This window comes from bacterium (Candidatus Blackallbacteria) CG13_big_fil_rev_8_21_14_2_50_49_14, from assembly GCA_002783405.1.
Lineage (GTDB): Bacteria > Cyanobacteriota > Sericytochromatia > UBA7694 > UBA7694.
In genome coordinates this window covers 66,673-83,819 of sequence record PFGG01000075.1, presented here as the reverse complement: position 1 = coordinate 83,819, position 17,147 = coordinate 66,673, and the positions used below count along the sequence as shown (strand labels likewise).

The 17,147-nt window shown below is 47.9% G+C and carries 11 protein-coding genes; 4 read left to right on the top strand and 7 right to left on the bottom strand.

The genetic code is table 11. From position 1 onward, the window contains the following. Positions 1 to 35: 35 nt before the first annotated feature. The gene (locus COW20_21775; protein PIW44988.1) at positions 36 to 1,751 is read right to left on the bottom strand and encodes a hypothetical protein; all 1,716 of its coding nucleotides are present in this window, start codon (positions 1,749 to 1,751) and stop codon (positions 36 to 38) included. Positions 1,752 to 2,062: 311 nt separating this feature from the next. On the opposite strand from COW20_21775, the gene COW20_21770 reads away from it, so the two are divergent. Then, positions 2,063 to 2,692: a hypothetical protein gene (locus COW20_21770; protein ID PIW44987.1), complete on the top strand. Its 630-nt coding sequence runs from the start codon at positions 2,063 to 2,065 to the stop codon at positions 2,690 to 2,692. 100 nt (positions 2,693 to 2,792) lie between these two features. Here COW20_21770 and COW20_21765 read toward each other — a convergent pair whose 3' ends face one another. From COW20_21765 to COW20_21740, 6 genes are all read right to left on the bottom strand, one after another. Then, positions 2,793 to 7,289: a hypothetical protein gene (locus tag COW20_21765; protein ID PIW44986.1), complete on the bottom strand. Its 4,497-nt coding sequence runs from the start codon at positions 7,287 to 7,289 to the stop codon at positions 2,793 to 2,795. 4 nt (positions 7,290 to 7,293) lie between these two features. Continuing rightward, positions 7,294 to 8,280 carry a hypothetical protein gene (locus COW20_21760; protein PIW44985.1) on the bottom strand — a complete coding sequence of 329 codons (987 nt, stop codon included), beginning with the start codon at positions 8,278 to 8,280 and terminating at the stop codon, positions 7,294 to 7,296. A gap of 7 nt (positions 8,281 to 8,287) precedes the next feature. Next, positions 8,288 to 9,382 (bottom strand): RIP metalloprotease RseP, encoded by a 1,095-nt coding sequence (gene rseP, locus COW20_21755; protein ID PIW44984.1) that lies wholly within the window; start codon positions 9,380 to 9,382, stop codon positions 8,288 to 8,290. A gap of 158 nt (positions 9,383 to 9,540) precedes the next feature. Further along, on the bottom strand, positions 9,541 to 11,220 hold the full coding sequence (locus COW20_21750; GenBank protein ID PIW44983.1) for a hypothetical protein: 1,680 nt from the start codon (positions 11,218 to 11,220) through the stop codon (positions 9,541 to 9,543). 217 nt (positions 11,221 to 11,437) lie between these two features. After that, positions 11,438 to 12,598, bottom strand: a complete 1,161-nt coding sequence (locus COW20_21745) for a hypothetical protein (GenBank protein PIW44982.1) — start codon at positions 12,596 to 12,598, stop codon at positions 11,438 to 11,440. 3 nt (positions 12,599 to 12,601) lie between these two features. After that, complete coding sequence (locus COW20_21740) at positions 12,602 to 12,946, bottom strand: hypothetical protein (GenBank protein PIW44981.1); 345 nt, start codon at positions 12,944 to 12,946, stop codon at positions 12,602 to 12,604. A 557-nt stretch (positions 12,947 to 13,503) separates the two neighbouring features. Between COW20_21740 and COW20_21735 the strand changes: the two genes are divergently transcribed. The 3 genes from COW20_21735 to COW20_21725 all read left to right on the top strand — a co-directional run bounded on the left by COW20_21735 (position 13,504) and on the right by COW20_21725 (position 17,124). Further along, entirely contained in the window at positions 13,504 to 13,794 is a 291-nt protein-coding gene (locus COW20_21735) for a hypothetical protein (protein ID PIW44980.1), read from the top strand. After that, entirely contained in the window at positions 13,791 to 15,992 is a 2,202-nt protein-coding gene (feoB, locus tag COW20_21730) for a ferrous iron transport protein B (GenBank protein PIW44979.1), read from the top strand. Before COW20_21735 ends, feoB begins: the two co-directional genes overlap by 4 nt. A 187-nt stretch (positions 15,993 to 16,179) precedes the next feature. Then, positions 16,180 to 17,124: a hypothetical protein gene (locus tag COW20_21725; protein PIW44978.1), complete on the top strand. Its 945-nt coding sequence runs from the start codon at positions 16,180 to 16,182 to the stop codon at positions 17,122 to 17,124. The last annotated feature ends 23 nt before the right edge of the window (positions 17,125 to 17,147 follow it).

The following is a 17,147-nucleotide window of genomic DNA, read 5'->3' as shown; positions in this document are numbered from 1 at the left end:
AAGCGGCCCGAAGGCCGCTTCTTGATGGTTTTTACCTAGCTGGTAGGGCGGGGCTTGAGTTGCAGAGGGGGCAAGGTCAAGACCTGACCGGGATAAATCCAGTGGGTATTGCTCGAACCAATCACCGGGCGGTTCATTTCAGCAATTTCAGGCCACCGTTTCCAATTGCCCAGCTCGCTGCGGGCGATGGAAGAGAGGGTATCTCCCTTTTTCACGGTATAGAGAATTTTGCTGACAGAACCCACGGGGCTGACGCCACTGACGGGAGCTGGTTGTGCCGGAGCGGGGGCGGGCTGAACAGGCGCAGGTTGTACTGGAGCCGGTTGCGCCGGAGCAGGAGCCACGGGTTGAGGTTCCGCAGCGACAGGAGCGGGTTGGGCCGGTTGAGGCGCTGCGCCTGCACCCGTTAAATCGGTGACCAGGGGGTTATAGCGCCCACCGGTAATAAAGCTTTCTTCCACCACAGGTGCGCTGGGCTGAGCGGGCACGGGCTGGGCCGGAGCTGGTTGCACCGGTGCAGGTGGTTGAGCGGGAGCCGCAGGTTGCTCCGCCACGGGGGTCGGCGGCTGGGCTGGAGCCGGGGGCTGAATATCTTCATCCACGGGGGGAATGGGAATGGGTTCCTCTGCCACGGGAGCAGGAGCCGGGGGCTTGGGCTGGGCTGGAGCCGGGGTGGGTTCTTCTGCGACAGGCGCAGGAGTGGGCGGCTTGGGTTGAGCCGGTGCTGGAGTCGGTTCAGCGGGTTGAGCAGGGGTTGGGCCCCCAATGCCTTCTCCACGCAGAATCCGATCGCGCAGGGCTTTGGCTGCATCCAGTTCCTGGCGGGCACTGTCGAGACCCTGACGCGCTGTTTTCAGTCCATCCTGGGCTTTGCTCAGATTTTGATTGCGCTCATGCAGTTCAGACAAACTGTTGCCAATGCCCATGAAACTCAGGGGGCCCTGTTTTTCTGAAATTTCTTTTTTAGCGGCAGCCACAGCTTTGTCGCTGTCTTTGATCTCCATATCCAGGCCTCTGATAGCGCGCTTGAGTTGGGTCATGCGCTGCCAACGGGTGGCTTGATCCAAGCCAGAGGGAGGATTGGGAGTCTGATTATTGTGTTCTTCTTCAAGCTGTTTCAGCTCTTGGCTGTATTCAGCGTGTTCAGACTTCAGATCGGTCAGGGTGGTTTCAAGTGAGCTGATCAGGGCCTGTTTTTCGGCCAGATCCTTGGGCGAATCTTTGCCCAGAAAATCGACAAGCCGCTGACGCAGGTACTGGGCATCTTCGACTTTATCTTCAGCTTTTTTCAAGCCTTTTTCGGCTTCTTTGAGCTTTTGCTCAGCTGTTTTTACGGCTTTTTCGGCATTCAGAAGTGGAAAGCTGGCTTTGCTGGCATCGAAAAAGACCACGCCTTTTGAAGGCAAATTGCCCGATTGGGTTTCAAGGGTGAAACCTGTGCGGATATGGTCTTGCTTGACTTCGTCTTTTTTGTAAAGACCCAATTCCTTATCGGCCAGATCAAAACTGGCACCGGCCATTTGCGGCGCATTGGCGGCTACAGACTGAATAAAAGATCCAACTTCTTTGAAAGAGAGATCATCATTGTTTTTTTCAACAAATTTTTTGATTCCCTTGTCTGAAAAATCAGACAAATACTGACCACCAATATGAAACGAGATATTGTTGGCTTTAAATGGGCTGGCCGTGGGATGGTTGAGAACATAGTCCGCAACCTGTCCTTGCACAGGTGAGAAGCGGATATTTGGCATGAGCGTACTGAGCCACCTTTCTTAAGGCAGATTTAATATACATTTATTATTCTTATACCCCGATCAGCCCCAAAGGATGCGTGCCAGAGTGAAAAAATTTTCTCTATTTTATTATCATACCTGATCCAGAGCATTCTCCCAAGGGTCTGTGTTCGGCATTACTGAGGCTTTTGCTTTGTTTGTTAAGATCAATTCAGGAAGCTACGTTTTGGTGTGGAATTTTAAAGCCTTGACGCTATGCGTAGTTGCCATTTTTCATTTTTTCCTTATCATAGGATATGTTTGCTATTACAAAATAAAGGAGAAAGCGTATGCTGAAGCGCATTGCTGCATTCATGGTGCTTCTGACCATGGTCTTTGCTTTCCAGTCAAATGTCTGGGCGGCAGCTGTTCATGCTGAAGATACCGTCGCACCCAGTGCTGAAGAAGTCATTCGTCTTGCAGAAAACCCACAAATGGCTCTGCTTAATGATAATTTTCAGATGGCTGCTGCTACCGGTTTCGGTGGTATGAAAATTGAATCCTGGTTCTGGATCCTGTCCATCCCCATTTCTGGTCTTGGACAATTCCTGATGGGTGATATGATGAAGGGCTTGCTCTTCTTCTTTGCTCCCGTTTTACTGGGTATCGCCGCTAGTGTACTGGTTCCCCTGCTTATAACTGGCGCAGCTTCAACAGGTAATGTTGCGGGTGCCGCTGGTATGGCTGGAATTATCGGCATGGTGATCTATGCTGCGGTTCTGGGCATCTGGATTTGGAATGTGGTCGATGCTTATTTCATGAACCAAGCCAAAATGGGTATGGCTTCTATTGAAGACCAACAGAAAATGGCTGCTGAACTCGAACAGAAACTGACCGCTATGGTGAAGTTTGCTGAAGAAAATCAGCTGGTTGCCTATCAAGGTGGCATGGGCCTGAATCACCGCGTCGCTGCTTTCTAAGCGATAGCAACAAACGCAAAGACCGGGAATTTATTTCCGGTCTTTTTTCTGTCTTAAAAAAGCAGGTGCAAGAGCTTGCACCTGCTGATAGCCTGGCTGATTAAGCGCCAGCGAACAGACTCGGATCGAGCTGGCGCGCTTTGTTTTGAAACTCTTCGGCGGTTTGGTAGTCGCCCAAATGCCGCAGGGTTGTACCCATTGCATAGCAGAGGTCAGCGGTACATTCGCCTTCTCTCAGGCTTTGGCTCAGGTACTTCAGCGCACTTTCGTATTGCTGCTGCATCATATAGGCAATGCCCAGGTTATAGGCCACGTCTGGCTGGTAGGGGTCAATCCGCATGACGTATTCAAATTTTTCAATCGCCGCTTGGTATTGTTCCTGGGCAAAGAGCTGAAAGGCCTCTCCCAAAGTTTGTCCCAAAATTTGCGTGCGTTGATAGCGAAAAATGGGTTTCTCTGCCAGTTCTTTGAGGTTTTCCTCGGCAATGCTGGCGGCTTTTTTCCAGGTAAAGTTCGCAAGAATGGTTTTGCGTGCTTCTTTGCCTTTTTTCTTGGCTTCTTTGCGGTTTTCATAGACATGGCGCAGCAAAGCCTTTAAGGCCTCTAAATTGGGTTCTCCCCAGAAGGGATAATCCACGGTTGAAAGGGTTTGGTCAATCTGTTTCTCGGGGAACTGTTTTCTTTCAGCGGGAATCAGATAGGCATTTTCGGGGGTGCAGAAATCGAGTGCAGCGCCAAAACCTGTCACAATCACAGGTTTTTCTGCGGCCATTGCCTCTGCAATCGGCAGACCGAAGCCCTCTCCACGATAAGGGTGCACCAAACAGTCACAGGCTGTGTAAAGTGAAGGCATTTCTTCAAGAGAGAGTTCTTCGGTCAGATGCAGAATTTCTGGCATATTGGGGGTTTTGGTACGGTAATCCTGCAGCCACTCTGGAATATTCAAGGCTTCGTAGACCGTGCCTGCGCCAAACTCTTTGACTACCAGGCAGACATCTTCCTGTTGGGTAAAGGTTTCGGCGAAGGCCTGGAGCAGAACATCAATGCCTTTGCGCAAGATGCCGCCGCCGACGAAGAGAAAACGGAATTTTTTCTGGGTTGCCAGTTTGAGGGCGGGGGTTTTGGGATGGTACACATCCGTATCGACGCCATTGGGCACCACTTTGACCTTGTCGGGTGCCAAACCACTGTCAATATAACAATCTTTGACAAAATGGCTGGGAACCCAAACCTGATCGGTATATTTATTCATATTGAAGATCCAGCGCTCTGGAATCGAACCAAATTCCCAGGGTTGGATAATGACCCAATGTCCTGGGCGTTTGGGGGCTTCAAAATCAGGCGGCCAATGGTGGCGGATAATCGTTTGGGGGCTTTTGAGCAAGGGCTTGAAGACATGGGTTTTCAGTTCGTAAAAACTGCTGCCTGGCTGAGGCTCAAAGCTGCTATTGCTGAAGGTGTTGACTTCAAGATCCAAATCACTCTGTTCCAGCAGTGTGGCGGCCAAGTGGCGGTTGACCAGAGAAAGACTGTGGTAGTTAAACAGGTCTCCCTGCCAGAGTACAGACAGCGCTTTTGTTTGTTGTTTGGCAGGTGCCGGGCTTATTAATTTGCGGCCATACCAGATAAATTCAGATTCTGTTTCCCAGGCATTTTCACGCACGAACCCAAATTTTTGCAGCACCTGATTGGCCACTGCTTGGGGGTAGGGTTTGCAAACCTGATTGCTCTGCCAAAATTCGGCGTTGAATTTGCTCAGGCGCAGCAGAAGTTCTCCGCCCGGTTTTAAAATTCGCTGAAGCTGCAGCATAAATTTTTCAAGGGCTTCAGGGGAAAGATTCTGCAAAAGGGTTTCCAAAGCGATAAAGCGATGTGACTCTGCGGCTTGGGCCATCACCTCGGCGACGCTCTGGGGGCGCCAGACCTGCTCGGCCCGTTTTTCATACCAGGCAGCCAAAACAGGAAGCTCACGCGCTTGCGGGGCAAGGGGCTGTGTTTCAGTACTTTGTCGGCCACAACTGATCGAAAGATGCTGTTGGCTTTGGCTGTGTGTGCTGATTTCAAAACCTGCCGACTCCAGCAAGCTTGGCAGTTGGGGATAAGGCCGGCGATTTAGCAGACAATCCCAAAACAGCGTGTTTTCAGCTTGCAGTTGCATGCTTTGAATATGCAGTTTTCCATCGGGGCTCAAGAGTTCACGGGTGCGGGCCAGGATTTTCTCAAGCTCTTCAGGCTGAAAGGTTTCGGGCACACCCTGCCAGAGGATCACGTCAAACTGTCCTTTGAGCCGATCCAAGGTTTGCAATAAATGGCGGCTGTAGTGAATCTGGTAAGGAGAGCCGGGTTTGTGTTTGGGCGTAATTTCGGAAAGGTTGAGCGAAATGCCCAGCATGCTTTCGCACTGTACACGGTACATCAGCCAGGTATTTTGAATATGGGGCCCAATCACGAGGGCTTTTGCATTTTCAGGAATCACCACCGAAAAGAGCTGGCTCTTCCAGTACTCGGCAAAGCTTTGTGTCGAAACCGGCATGCTGAGCAGGGGCAAAGAAGGAAATTTGAGATAGGCGTCGATCAAATGATCCTGCCAGTCATTTTCTTCGCTGACGGTTTCCAGAACCTGAAAACCAAAATGCTTGAGCAGAACTTCCAAGAGAGCCGTGGGATAGGGGCGCTGGTGGTGTTCATCCATCCAAAAGCCCTGTTCGAGAGGGCCTTTGAATTGAGAATCCAGGTGCCTGAGCACCAGACGCCCGCCTTTTCTCATGGCCAGATTGCAGTTCCTCAGGAATTGAACGACATCCCAGGGGGCCATGCCTTCCAGGGTATAGGCGCTGTGCAAACCATCAAAGAGATGGAGATAGCGGCCCAGTTTTTCAATTCCTCCAGACATAATCTGCAGGCCCTGTTCCTGTGCGCTTTCAACACTTTTGGCAGAAAACTCAAGGCCCGTGGCCGGAATGTTTTGGGCATTGAGGGTGCGCAGCAGCGCGCGCTCTTCGGTACCAAAGGTTAAAATCTGCTGGCACTCTTTCAGTCTTTCCTGATCTTGGATCACTTGTTCCGCAAGTGTTTTCTGGGTAAGTGCCTGATACAAGAGTCCAAAAGAGGGAACTTCAGGTTTCTCAGCATGTGAGACCAGGTTTTGTCTGCACCGTGCCAGCAGATCTTGGGCCTGATGGATGGTTTGAATTTTGGGGGTTTTTAGCCCCAAATCTTCTAGTTGGGCCAAGTCTTGGGGTTTTTCTACGAAAATACAGCTGGCTGTTTCTTCAAAGAGACGTTGAAGCAATTTATTCAAGGCCTCGGCTTCTTCTTTGCGAATCTGTTTCCAATGGTTTTCGTTTTCAGGTTCCCTTAAATTGCGGCGAAGCTCAAAGAGCGAATCATCCGACAAGCTATAGAAGACAGGAATATTCAGCTCTGCCAGAAATTGGGGCATATGCAAGGAGCTCAGTTGAAAGGAGCTGAAATGCACCCAGTCCGGTGTGTAACGTTCCAATTGTGTTTTCACCAGGCTGAGAATTTCGGTTGAAAAATTACGATGGGCTTTGTTTTGCTCTTCGCTTGAGAGATTGCTGATGCTGATTTCAGCGATACCCGCTTGATAACTGAAACGGGTTTGGGTGCCTGAAAACCGTGGGTTTTTTTTGTTGCTGAGCTTGATACAAATGGGATAGTGCTTGTTTGCGACCTCTTGAGCCCAAGCCTGTTTCGTCAATTCTGATACAGGGCTCTGCTCGGCATAAATCCAAAGACTGTGAGTTACTTTGGCAGACAGAAGTTCTTCCCGGTATTTTTCACTGAAGCCTTTGGCTTCTTCCAACAGGCCCCGGTTATAGAGGGCCTGTAAAATCGAGCGCAGGGCATGAATCTTGTCTTGACTGTTTTCAGGAAAAGCAGAAGGCAGGACCAGAGATTCAAGCGGATATTTTTCCAGCCAAGATCTGAAGATCGCAATAAATTCTTCTACTTTTTCCATCAGGGGAACCGGGCGGTTGCGTTGGGGAATGGCCGAAACACTGCAAATGGGCATTTCAATCAGGTTATTTTGAGCCGTCCAGTCAGCCAGCAGGTTTTCTTCAAGATAGTATTTCAGATCAGGCTTGAAGCTTTCTGGTTTGAGGCTCTCCCGTTTAAAGACAAAAGCTCCCAAAGGAAGATAAGCATCCTGAGCGATAAAAAAACTTTTCCAATCAGCGCTTTTCAGACTGGGAGTTTCTTGCTCAAGCGGGTAGAGTTCCCGATCAATAAACTGGCAATGTGCATAAAGCCCCTGTGCTTCGGCATGCTTTTCCAATGTTTTTTGAACGCTGGCGAAATGCAGTGGGTGGTAAAAAACTTCGGGTTCACTGAAGCAGACCCAGTCGCCCTGTGCTTTTTCAAGCCCTTTTTGCCAAATTTGTGCCAGCGGTGTCTGGGGCGCTACTTCTTCGTGGATCCAGTTTTTAGGCAGATCCTCGGGCAGGGTCAGGCCTTTTTCATAATAGAGTTGAACATCCAAAGCAGTTTCTTTTTGCTGCTTCAGGCTGTGGAGCAGATGTCGTTCCGCCAAAAGAGGGGATTGAGAGCAATAAACAATAAGACTGATGGACATCCGTTTAACTCACTTTCAACGCTGCAAAATAAGAGGCCACAGGATCGGTTTCCTGGGGGGGCTGGGCTTGAAAGCTTTTTTCTGATGTCTCTTTCAGTCCCAGAACAGGGTAGGTATCAAAGAGGGTTTCTCGAAAAACAGGGCGCCAGCGTTGGGCAAAGGTGTCAGGCATCGATACGCTGTTGGTAAGCAGATCTTGAAGGACGGGTTCTGGAGCTTGGACATAAAAAGGCAGAAGATGCACCCAATACTGCTGTTGGTGCAGGCCAATGCAAATATCCTGTGAAACCCATTCGGCAGCCCAGTTGGAGTCTTCCCAACTCAGGCCCAGGTAGGTGCTGCGGGAGAAAAGTAAAAGTTCAAGGGGCAGCGCGGGAACGGGGGCATAGCCATGTTTTAGACTTTGCCAGTCTGTGCGGGCAATGTCTTTGCCAATATTCCAGATTTTTTCTTTGCCGGCATTGACGGTATAGCTGTTCTGGTTCAGGTTCAGTTGGTGGGTCGGCATATCCAGAACCATGCTTTGACCTGCGGAGATCAGTTTTTCCTGGTGGTAGAGAATGGGGCCTGCAGCGGCATGGTTGGGATTGGATTTAAGAAAACTGAGGGCTTCGGGCAGCCAATTCAGTTCTTCAGGGGCAGGGGCCCAGGGCAGATACCAACAGATATCTGTGCCAGCTTCTTGTACCAAGGTGCGCAGACAGCGGCTGAGAGAGGCTTTTTCAGGTGCGCTCATCAGTTTAATATTGTGGGGAAGGGCTTCAAAATGAGGGCGCAGTGCCTCTTGGACCTCAGTGCTTTTCATGAAGATGATTTCAGCGTGTTCTGAGATTTCTTTGCTTTCATAGATTAAGCGTTTAAAGGCTTCGAGCTGCTCCTGTTTTTGAAGATAGCAGAGCACACTGAACGAAGCTTTGCTGTCTGTGGCTGTGCCACGAATGATTTCTACATGACTTTGAGAGGTGGATTTGCGAATAATACGAAGCGCCATGGATGAATTATCCTTTCCCCAGGGTTAAGCCCCAGACATCCTTAAAAATGAGTAAAACACCAAGTGCCATCAGCACAAAGAAGCCTGCGTAATGCAGCTTTTCCTCAAAGGCGCGGGTCAATGGCTTGCCGCGAATCGCTTCAATGCTCAATAAAAAAAGATGGCCGCCATCCAGGGCCGGAACGGGCAAAATATTGAGAATGGCCAGTTCAATGCTGATCAGCGCAGCAAAATACATCAGCTGTGTAAATCCAGTTTGGGAGACCTTTGAGCCCATATGCACGACTTCAACCAGTCCTCCCACCTGATTCAGAGGCAAAGCGCCCGAGATCAGTTTCCAAAGTGCGGCCAGCAGCATGGCTGACATGCTCAGCAGGTCTTTCCAGGATTGTCCGAGAGCTTCACCCACGCCAGATACGGGCCGTTTCTTGGCGACATCCTGAATTTCAACCCCAATGGTTCCATTGCTGGCGGGTGTGGCTGTCAGTTCCAGGGTTTCATTGACACGTTGTACGGTAATTTTAAGCGGCTTTTCTTTGCCTGCTTTGACAGCTGCTTGCATGGCTGCGACGCTTAAGATCGCTTTGCCGTCAATGGCTTTGATCTGATCACCCGATTTGATCCCTGCTTTAAAAGCCGGAGCGTCGGCTCTTACATTGCCAACAAAAACTCCTCCTGAAGCGCTGAAATCGGGAACTCCGGTGCCAACGACCAGTCCCAATAAAATCGCATAGGCAACGATCATATTGGCAACTACGCCCCCTGAAATGATAATTGCACGTTCCCAAATCGCTCTGTTTTTCAGAAAACGCTTATCACCCGGTGCAAAAGAATCCTGTTCTTCGCTATTTTCGTCTTTTTCATGGTTTTCATCATCCATGAAGGCGCAAAATCCGCCCAGTGGAAGGGGGTTGAGCTGAACATCGGTTTCTCCCCAGCGAAAATGAAGCAAGGGCCGAGAACCCAGTGGGAAGCCGATGGAAAAGATTTTGACCGGAACCCCCAGAGATTTAGCGCAAATAAAATGACCAAATTCATGAAAAGCAATCAATAAGGCCAAAACGAAAATTACCAATATAATATGCGGGAGGTTCAAGCGGATCTTTTCTCCGTTTCTCTGAAATCAAATCCTGTCAGGCATCAAGTTTTCCATGCAGTATACCATGCTGTTCTCTGCTCCCGGATCTAATCCGCAGGCAGGAAGAAGGCCGATCTGATTTGTGGATTCCGTCCGCTTTCTCTTTTGAGCTGATTTTGGCGTCAGTTGTACAGGGGATCTACGGTTGAACGTTCGACGTATTCTGGTACAGGTGGGTTTTCGAAACGGGATTCTTCCTGAGCAGCGTTTCTTGGCTTGTTTTGTTCATAATCTGATTGCACGCTGCTTTGGCGGGGTCTTTGTCTTCTTCTGCGTGTTCTGGGGGCATAGCTGTTTTGCTGTGCTGGGGCCAGCTGGGTTTGGGAGTGTTGGCTCTGGGGTTGGCTTAAATTCGCTGGTGGTTGTGCCTGCATATGACGAACCAAATCTTCACCAATGATCACTGTAAATTCAGTAATTAAATCACCCACACTGGCGGCAACGCGTTCACCTTCAAAACCAAGGGCTCTTTGCAGATAGGGCAAAACTTCTGTTTTGCCTGTTTGCGCGACATAGCGGGTGACCAGACTTTCTGCGGGGGCTTTGCGTATTGCCCAGACATTAAAGCCTGCTTCCCGCAATCTTCTCACGACCTCCCGACCGGTTTGCAGGTCATTGGTTCCATTCCAAACCGAGACACGGTAACGTTTCATGCTTTCTTCCTGAGATGGGGCAGGCAAATTCTGGGCTGCCAGTTGGTAATTGGCAAGAGTTGATTCAGGAAAGAGTTCTGTAATCACTTCCCGCGCAGCTTCATAGTTCACCAACCAGTAACTGGCTTGGTAAGCACTGCCTGAAAAACCCCCTGGCAGCATGACCATTCTGATTTTGTCCTTGTTGCTGCTCATGCCAAAACGCGCTATTTGTCCCAGCATTTCGTTGGGAATATCTGTTTCGATATTTTCATTCAGGCGGGAGAGCAGTTCAGGAATTTTGATCCAGGAGGTGGGCACCAGCATTTGGTCAAGAACGGCTTTGATGAATTTTTGTTGGCGTTGAACACGGCCAATATCGCCCAGCTCATCCTTGCGAAAGCGCACGTATTGGTGGGCTTGTTCCCCACTCATGCGTTTCCAGCCTTTGTGAATATTGATCCCCAAGTGTGCAGTTTCATCGACATAGTACATGTCTTTATCCACGTAGATTTTAATGCCTCCGATAATATCCACCATATTGATCAGGCCATCTACTTTCAGGGCCATATAATAATCAATCGGCACGCCTGTCAGATCAGAGACCGTGCTTTTGACAAGATCGACCCCGCCATAGACCATGGCCGCATTGATTTTATCGTAATGGTGACCTGTTAAAAGAGCGCGGGTATCACGGGGAATCGATAGAATACTGACGTCTCCTCGGTTGGGATCCAGGCTGACCAGCATAATCGTATCTGTTCTGCTGCGAATGCCGGCTTCCTGATCGCTGACTTTTTTTCCGCGTACGTAATTATAGTCACTGCCCAAAACAAGAATATTGATTTTTCGATCCAATTGTCTGAAATTGGTAAGAATAGTCCAGGGGTCGAGGTTGGTGCCCTCTTTACCCGTTTCCTGGCCTGAGGTTCGACTGCCTGAGAATTGACCCAGACCTTCGATTTTTCGGGTTAATTGGCGAATCAGATCATTTTCGGCCAGACTGTTGTTCTGCGTGGGTTGGCCAAAGGTCGAGGCCAGAACCCCAATCACACTGCCCACAGAAAGCGCGCCACAGACAATGGCCATGGCCACAAGCGCTCTGAACCAGATACTCATACGGTTGGATTTGCGAGGACGCAAAGAAGGGGGTAACGATTGGGTTTTCATACAGTTTGCACTCGTGCTGTTAACTCCCGGCACTTTAAATACAAGGTGAAGGGGAAAATTGCTGTCAGCTTGAATGCTCCTGACTTTATTTTTAGAGTGTTTCAGAAGGTTTCTTTGATTACTTCTGATCACATTGATTTTATCACAAGCTTATGAAAACAGGCAGGTTATCAAATTTTTCGTTTAAAAAGCCCGGTCTGAAACCATTGTCTCTGCATTATTTTTCAAGTTTGTGGCTTAACCATTCTGACCAGCGCAGGAGCGTTTTTTCAATCAGAACGGCCAGGTTTCTTGAGACTTGTTCCTCTGGATACGGGCTGCTCAGAAATTCCTGTTGCAGCACTTGCCCCTGTTGAAGGACAATCAACCAGCTTGAGGCAGAAGCCTGACAAAAACTCAAAAAGAGAAGCTCGTCTGAGCGTTCTTTTTCAAGCAGTTTGAAAATTTCGTTCTGATCCAGCGGCGCGCCATAAAGCGTTTCAATTTGAAAGGGCGTCTGAAAGGCTGAGGGGGTGAGATAGGGGGCCAATCTCTGTTGGAATCGACCCTGACTCCCTGATTCTAATAAGCGGACCCGCTTAAATTTTTGACAAGCTTGAACCAGATGGCTGCCCAGATCCTCTTCATTGCGCACGATAACCCAAGGGCTTAAGGCTGTTTCAAGCTTTTCCAGCCAGGGCTGAGCTTCTTTTTCAGCCGGAACCCAGACTTTTACTTCAACATAGGGGCTGTGGGCCCGGTAGCCAATTCTGAAGAGGCTTCCTTTCAGGGCCTCTTCTGTTTTGTCGCCTAAATCTGCTTCAGGCAGGCCCATGCATTGCCAACGGTACAGTTTTTGCTCTGCTTTTCCAGGCAGATACTGATGCAAGCGTTGGGCAAGATCGGTTTCCCAAATCTTTTGGATTTCGGAGGGGGGGCCAGGCAAGACAAAGATCGGCTGGTTCTGGCGATGACAGAGAAAAGCATGGGCTGTTCCTGCGGGGTTGACAATAATGGTGGCCCCTTCAGGAAAATAGCACTGTTGTTTTTGCGACGGCGAAAGTTGAAACTTAAGCAGTTGGGCCCGATTTTCTAAATGTGTCCAAGAATCCGGATCAAAAATCAGGGGTTTGTCCAGCCAGGTTGAGAGAACCTCACGGGTAAAATCATCTGAAGTGGGGCCCAATCCCCCTGTCAGGATCAGCATGTCGGCATGTTGGCTGGCGATTTTTAAACCCGTCAGGATCTGTTCGCGATCATCCGCCAACGTGAGGTGCCAGCATTCTTTTGCACCTGATTCTATCAAGGCTTTTGAGAGCCAGGCGGCATTGCTGTTGATAATTTGACCTTCGCTCAGTTCTGTTCCAATTGCCAAAATACAGATTTTTTCAATGCGCACGCTTTAACTTTCCGGTAGTTGATACAGATATTCAAGTTCTGCCCGAACGGTTTCGATTTGGGCCTGTTTGATCAGTTCCAGAATTTCATCTGCTTCTTCCAGTTTAAAGGAGAGCATCATGTTTGCGCAGCGAATTTTGAGCGTGGGATTGTGATTTTGTTCAAGGGCCAGATTTAAATAGCTCTGTTCTAAGACGCTTTTAAAAGATTCAAGTCCTTTTTTTGAAAAGGGAATGCCGATGTTTTTGAACTTGAGTTGATATTGCTTGCAGCAGGAACAATAACTGACTTCGCCGTGAAGGCTTTCAGCAATGGGGTGAGACCGCTCTTCTGCATTGTGTTTTTGCATCTTCTTTCTGTCCTTCTCTGAGGGAGATATTTTTTTAGTCTAGAGAATTCACGTTTAAAAATCAATAGATATCTTTTTATTACGTTTAAAAAATATCTATTATATTGATTATATTAATATTTTTTATTGCAAAATATATTTTTATATATCTTGAAAATAGTGGTGTTTATTCTGATTGATAAAATATTATTTATTATCTTTAAATAAATATTTTATTTATTCAATTTTTTCGTAAGGGTCTGTTTTTGAGATCTTGACTTATCTTAAGAGACTTCTTAAGTAAAAAAATATTAAAATAAATAGGAATAATTTTTTTGAAATAAATAATGAGAATAATTTTTGTTTTTATATATTGAATTGAATTGATATTTTACGTTATTAAATTTTATTTAAATTTTAATATGAGTAATTAATAAACGTATTTAATGGATTTTGTTAGATCTAATTTATTGACAAGTCTCGGGGGGTTGATTATGTTAGATTCAAGTTCTCTATCAAAAGAACACCTTATAAAAACAAGAAGAAATGATCAGCAGACCTGATCGAAATATAAAAATATGATGATGCTGGCAGCACAAAATTTACTGTATGAAACGCCCTCCGGACAAGATGGAATTCTTCATCTGTCTTCTTTTCCCTCGGGAACAAGCGTAAAAATCCTGCGTATTCAGGGCAATAAAGAATTGTCTAAACGTTTGGAGTCTATGGGGGTTGTTGTCGGTAAAACTGTGACCATCCTTAAAAATCAAGGATCTTCTCTTTTATTCAAATCAGGCCAGACACGTCTGGCCTTTCGTTTATGCAAGGAACTTGTGATTTTGGGTGAGCAGGCTCTTCCTGGAGTCTGACCGTGTCAACCTCTCCTTCCTCAATTCAGCCGGACAGACAAACCCGTGAACTGGTCATTGCCTTTGCTGGTAACCCCAATGTAGGCAAAACCGCTTTGATCAATGCGCTCTCAGGCAGTCGCCTCAAGGTTGGCAATTGGCCCGGTGTCACCGTTGAAAAAAAAGAAGCAACCATGTCCTATGGGGATTACCAACTGCGTCTGATCGACTTGCCTGGAACCTATAGTCTGACACCCTATACCCTTGAAGAAAGGGTTTGCCGTGATTTCTTGCTGACCACTCCTCCCGATCTGATTATCAATGTGATCGATGCCAGCAATCTTGAGAAAGGCTTGCATCTGACTGCTCAGCTTCTGGAAATGGAAATTCCCTTGGTGATGGCCTTGAATATGTGGGATGAATTTCAGGAAAAAGGTTTTCGGCTGGATACAGACAAGCTTTCTGAACAGTTGGGGCTGGCGGTTGTGCCTACGATTGGCCCTACCCAGTGGGGAACAGACGCTCTTTTAAAGGCTGCACTCACGGCCTTGAATGCTGAAAAACCGGCAAAACCCTTTTTATATTCGCCTGAGTTAGAGCAAGAGATAGAAAAGAAAGCCCTGGAGCTGGCTTCGCTTTTAGCGCTTAAGCAGCCTCTCAAAGCCAACCGTTGGCTCAGCCTTCAATTTTTGGAACAAGAGCCCCAAACGCTTGAAAAACTTCAGGAACTCTATGGAGAATCTCTGCTCCCCCTGATCCAGAAGGCAGAGCAAGACTCTGCTGCTTTGGAGGAGCTTCCGCAACGTATCAGTCAGTCACGCAATCAAAGCATTGCCAGGCTGGTAGGGCAGATTCTTCAGGAACCCGCTCAAAATATACATGACCGAACAGATCAACTGGATCGCGTGCTTTTAAATGAATGGACAGGCATTCCGGTCTTTTTGGGGGTTTTGTATCTGGTTTTTAAAATGACCTTTGATATCAGCACCCCCCTGGTGGATTTCGTCGATGGTTTTTTTAATGGTTTTTTAGCTTATTGGGCCGAGCATCTTTTGCTCAGTCTGCATTTCCCCCATTTTCTGATCTCGCTTTTAAAAGAGGGGGTGATTGGTGGGGTGGGTCTGGTGCTTAGTTTTGTACCCATTTTGGTTTTTCTCTATCTTTTTTTGGCGATTTTGGAAGAGAGTGGCTATATGGCGCGCGCTGCTTTCTTAATGGACCGTTTTATGTTTCGTTTTGGCTTGCATGGGAAGGCCTTTGTGCCTCTTCTGGTCGGGTTTGGCTGCAACGTACCGGCTGTTTATGCCAGTCGGGCCCTCGAAAACCAGACCGATCGCAAGATCACGGTGGCGATTCTTTCCTTTATGTCCTGTGGTGCCAAACTGCCAATTTACGCACTGTTTACTTCGGTTTTCTTTGAACAGTACCAGGCCTTGGTCATTTTGCTTTTGTATCTAACCGGTATTGGGGTTGCGATTTTTTGGGCCCTGGTTTTGAGAAAAACAAAATTCAAGTCTGAAATACCGGTTTTTTTGATGGAGTTGCCGCCCTACCGGGTGCCCACCTTTAAAATGCTGGGGGCTTCGATTTGGATCAAGACCCGCGCCTTTATCCAGCAGGCAGGAACTGTCATTGCCGTGGCGATGATTTTGCTCTGGTGTCTTGTGAATTTGCCCTATGGTGCTCCCACCTCAGAAACGGTTTTGGCCCGCTCAGCCCAAAGTATTGCGCCCTTGTTCAAGCCCTTGGGGTTTGGCGACCACTGGGAGCCCGTTGCGTCGATTCTGCCGGGTTTTATGGCCAAAGAAATGGTGGTGGGTACGCTTGGGGTGGTCATGAGTGTTCAGAGCGCTGAAGCAACAGCCGCTGACCGCTCGCTTCAGCAGGACATCATTGAACAACTGAATGCTTTTGGGAAAGCTGGCAAAGCGATCTTGAATAACTTAATCGGCAATCTCTTGCCCAATACCTTTGTTATGGAAAATACGCAAAAAGATTCTCCGCTTACTTTGAGAATTAGAGAAAAGTTTACTCCTTTGTCGGCTTTTTCGTATATGGTATTTAATTTGCTGCTTTTATCCTGTATTTCTGTTGTGGGGGCAGTCACCCATGAGTTTGGCCATGCTTATCTGGGCTTTATTTTGTTTTTGACTTCCGGAACCGCTTATACGGTGGCCGCTCTGGTCTATAATCTGGGGCGCTTGTTGGGGTTGACATGAATCGTTTGCAGGAGAAATGCTGATGTTTGAAAATAGCTTGATTATTGCGATTATGTTGCTTTCTTCAGCCTATCTTTACCGTAAAACCTTGGGGCCTAAGCCGGGTAGTAAACGCTCCTGTGGTTCCGGCTGTGAATGCCCGGTGGCTCCAGCAACAGGTGAAACGCCCCTGCAGATGCGTTAAGACATGCGTTATTTCTTGGCTTTGCCTGTTTGGGGCGAACGTTATACTGAGGTTTTTCTGCGTTGGGCTTTGCCCTCACTTTTAGCGCCTGGCAACCTCAGCCAAGGCCCCTTTGATGCAAATGCTGTGATTTTTTTCTATACCACTGCTGAATCGCGGCAAAAAATTGAAGCGGATCCCCTATTTGCAGTTTTATCGCAAAGATTTCAGTTGCAATGGAATATCTTTGAAATACCCGCACATCAGCCCCACCGCTTTTATAAGCATACCTTGTTGAGTGGCTGTTACGCGGATGCTTTGGAACTGGCAAGAATCCATGGTGCGGGTTTTATTCCGCTGACAGCGGATAATCTGTATTCAGTGGGCAGTTTTGCGAAGCTGCTGGCATTGGCTCCTCAGTATGATCTGATTCTTTTGGCGGGGCCGCGCCTTCATTTTCAGGCCACAGAGGCGCTTGATGCTTTTCGCAGAGAAGGCTTGATTCAATTGTCTTCAGGTGCTTTGGTGCGCTTGGCGCTACAATATCCCCATCCGCATTTCTCTGCCAGTTTTAAAGACGCTGAAAACTTTACCTCTTGGCCTTCTCATGTCTATGAATGGCAGGATGCCAACAGTTTTGTGGCCCATTGTTTCCATTTGCATCCGATTTTGATTGCCCAACCCCGAACCTTTACCGCCGCTCCTGAGGGCAGCAATCCCCATTTAAATAATCTCGACAGCCATTATTTACAACAGTATTTTGAGGCCGGAGCACGTTTTGGCATTGTTGACAGTTCTGAAATTTGCGGCATGACGCTCAGTCTTCCTGAAGACGTTCCCCTGGCTGCTAAGCCCCTGGATGAGGGGCAACGTGAGCAGGTCATTCAGAATTTTTCAGCGCATTACTGTTTGGCGGTGCATCGTTTTTTTTATCAACACCCGATCACCTTCTGCGCCGATCCCGTTTAAATTCTACAGACCTGTGATAGTAT